At 38.5% G+C, this 2885-nt stretch carries 4 protein-coding genes; 1 reads left to right on the top strand and 3 read right to left on the bottom strand.

All coding sequences use genetic code 11. The features are described from left to right. Together J7R10_RS07870 and J7R10_RS07865 are read right to left on the bottom strand one after the other, a co-directional pair. The coding region (locus tag J7R10_RS07870) for a phage terminase large subunit family protein (RefSeq protein ID WP_208436420.1) at window positions 1-298 on the bottom strand (298 nt) is incomplete at its 3' end. Further along, window positions 288-836, bottom strand: coding sequence for a hypothetical protein (locus J7R10_RS07865; RefSeq protein WP_010705367.1), 549 nt, complete (start codon window positions 834-836; stop codon window positions 288-290). The genes J7R10_RS07865 and J7R10_RS07870, both read right to left, overlap by 11 nt. A gap of 103 nt (window positions 837-939) precedes the next feature. On the opposite strand from J7R10_RS07865, the gene J7R10_RS07860 reads away from it, so the two are divergent. Continuing rightward, window positions 940-1986: a Fic family protein gene (locus J7R10_RS07860; protein ID WP_010705366.1), complete on the top strand. Its 1047-nt coding sequence runs from the start codon at window positions 940-942 to the stop codon at window positions 1984-1986. 65 nt (window positions 1987-2051) lie between these two features. Here the strand turns inward: J7R10_RS07860 and J7R10_RS07855 are convergent, their stop codons facing one another. After that, complete coding sequence (locus J7R10_RS07855; protein WP_010705365.1) at window positions 2052-2642, bottom strand: antA/AntB antirepressor family protein; 591 nt, start codon at window positions 2640-2642, stop codon at window positions 2052-2054. Window positions 2643-2885: the final 243 nt, after the last annotated feature.

Here is a 2885-nt window from a genome sequence, read left to right as displayed (position 1 = left end):
GAATAGCATAACCACAAAAATTCAACGCTGCTTCCGACATTCCAACCTGAGCCCCCTTCATCACAACCGTTGTTTCAGTCGGATCATAAACAGAAAGATTATCCATGATTTCGCGCAAATAAGGGGTACGTAGTGTCCTCCATAATCCAGGCTCTGCACTCGTAACTGTGCTTAAATAACGATTTTTATCAGCCCACTGGGAAACAGTATAAGGCGGGTCAGGACGGCGTCCTTCATTCGCATAGCAAAAAAAGAGCCCAGCACCAGAGGATGAGGGCGAAGCATCACTACTTATCATGTTCTGTTTTCTCTTCTAAAATATCAGGATCGTGAAAAGAGACAGGGACGACATTTTCCATTAAAGCTTTGCGCATATGATGATCGATAGCTCCAATAAGGCTCGCAGCATCACATCCCACTTGCGCCGCAATTTCAGCACCAAAGCGATAGGCAAAATTGAGCATTGTATCTCGATGCGCTCTTCCAAAGTTCCATGCTTCTTTTCTCACTTCTTCACGATCAACTGTTGTTTCGCGTAACTTTTCCAGAGCAATCTTTTCTTTTGCTAGCGCAACCTGCATTCGCTCCAATTTGATCTCAAATTCATTGGCTGCTTTCACGGAATCCTGTTTAATTTGAGCAGATTTCTGATGAGCTTTCTTAGTAGGATTTTGGTTCCATATCGCTGTTGCAAGAGCTTCATTGATAGAACCATCTTCAAAAAGAGCCGCATCAAATTTACCTGTTTTTATCCGAGAAACCACCGCATTATGTGAAACACCCATCTTTTTCGCAAAGGCTCGAACCGAGAGACCTTCACGATGCTTCTTAGTCATTCAGAGCTCCTCCTTGCCTTGATTTCCTCTTCACTCCAATGAATGAGTTTTTACGGTGTTTCGAATAATTGACAATCAGGTATAATCGGGTATATATTCCGGTATGCAAACAGATACACTTCAAATTACACAAGAATTGTTGGCTCTCATTACTGAGATTGATGAGTTTAAAGGGGCTTGGCGCGCCCTTGGTACTCTTGCACCTGAGCGATTGAATGCCCTTCGTCATATTGCTACTGTTGAAAGTATCGGATCTTCCACACGCATTGAAGGCAGCAAATTAACAGACCGCGAGATTGAACAGCTTTTGGTAAATTTAGAAATTAAACATTTTAAGAGTCGTGATGAACAAGAAGTTATCGGCTATGCTAAGGTTATGGAAACAATCTTTCAATCTTGGAGTGATATTTCTATTACTGAAAATCATATAAAACAGCTTCATCGTGATCTTTTGTGCAATAGTGAGAAAGATCAACGACATCGAGGTGAATATAAGACTTTACGGAATGACGTAGCAGCATTTAATTCTCAAGGGAAAATGGTTGGCATTGTTTTTGAAACAGCTACACCATTTGATACACCACATCGAATGCAAGAGCTTATTACTTGGTTCAATAAAACCAATGAATTAAAGGATCTGCATCCTTTACTTACAATTGGTATTTTTAATGTCACATTTTTAGCTATTCATCCTTTTCAAGATGGGAACGGACGTTTAAGCCGTATCTTAACCACTCTGCTTTTGTTACAAAAAGGTTATGTTTATGTACCATATTCATCACTTGAAAGCATTATTGAGAATAATAAAGAAAGCTATTACTTAGCTCTGAATCAAACTCAAAAAACAATTTATACTAAAACACCCAGTTGGGAACCTTGGATACTCTTTTTTTTACGTGCTCTACAAAAACAAAAACGCCAATTAGAAATAAAAATAGAGAGTGAAAAAAATGCTCTTTTTTCCTTATCTGAATTAGCTCTTAATATTCTTGATTATGTGCGTAATCACGGACGTGTTACGACCCGCGATATGGTGCGTGAGGTTGGTGCAAGCCCTAATACACTTAAAGTAACTTTTACATCATTAGTTGAAAAAGGTCTTTTGATACGTCATGGTGGTGGACGATCAACTTGGTATAGCGCACCTTAATTTATTGCCTTATTAATATCCTTCCCCACCTTTAAAGATGGGGAAGATGAGATCACATTTAAAATCTAAGCAGCTTTTATGACAGATCTAGCTAATACCTGTTTTGCTTCTTCAATTAAGGCTTTATATTTTCTGTTTTCTTCGTCTACTCTGAAGGCATCAATAAGACGCATATGAATGGGACCTAAGAGATACAAAACTTTTTCACCAGCGTTCATACCCTCCCAATAGCTTGGTAAATCAAAGCGTGTATCACGGTCATAATCAACAGCTTGGCTTTTTAACTTTTTCTCACACTCGATAAAATATCGACGAGCTTGTCTGCCTTTCTCATTCCTCTCAACCATTGAGAGCTCTTTTGCCATGTCCAAAGTGATGTAATATTCTGTACTTGGACGACCTCCTTTATGTTTCGGTAAATTTTTACCGAAACTCACAAAGTCTTGATTTTCTTGAGAGGCATTAGGTTTCGCTAAAATTTTAGCGAAACTTATAAAATCCTTATTCTTTAGGAAACCGTACTCTTTAATACGGTTTTTTATCCAATCTCTAAAATTAGAATTGACTTCCAAAAACGTATATAATTCACGTGCATTGACGGTTTGAACTGTTTCTTGATCAATCGTTTGTTCTATAATTTTAATAAGAGTGTTCATCATGAATTCCTTATGGTTAGATGCTTTTGATTGACACTCTAAAAGAGTGCCGGGCGCTCAAAAACACGGCCATAAGCCCGTCGTTACGTTTTCCCCATCAAGGGTATTGTATAGCGTAACCACACCCGACGAGGTCATTATACGCGTGTAGCATATAATGAGTCAAAGTCTTTAATGTACAGAAGACTGATTATTTCGGTAATCAATCCGCTTATGGTTTTAAGGTGTTTTTGAGGCACCTAA

The organism is Bartonella vinsonii subsp. berkhoffii ATCC 51672 (assembly GCF_902825225.1).
Lineage (GTDB): Bacteria > Pseudomonadota > Alphaproteobacteria > Rhizobiales > Rhizobiaceae > Bartonella > Bartonella berkhoffii.
This window is presented reverse-complemented; position numbering and strand designations above follow the sequence as displayed.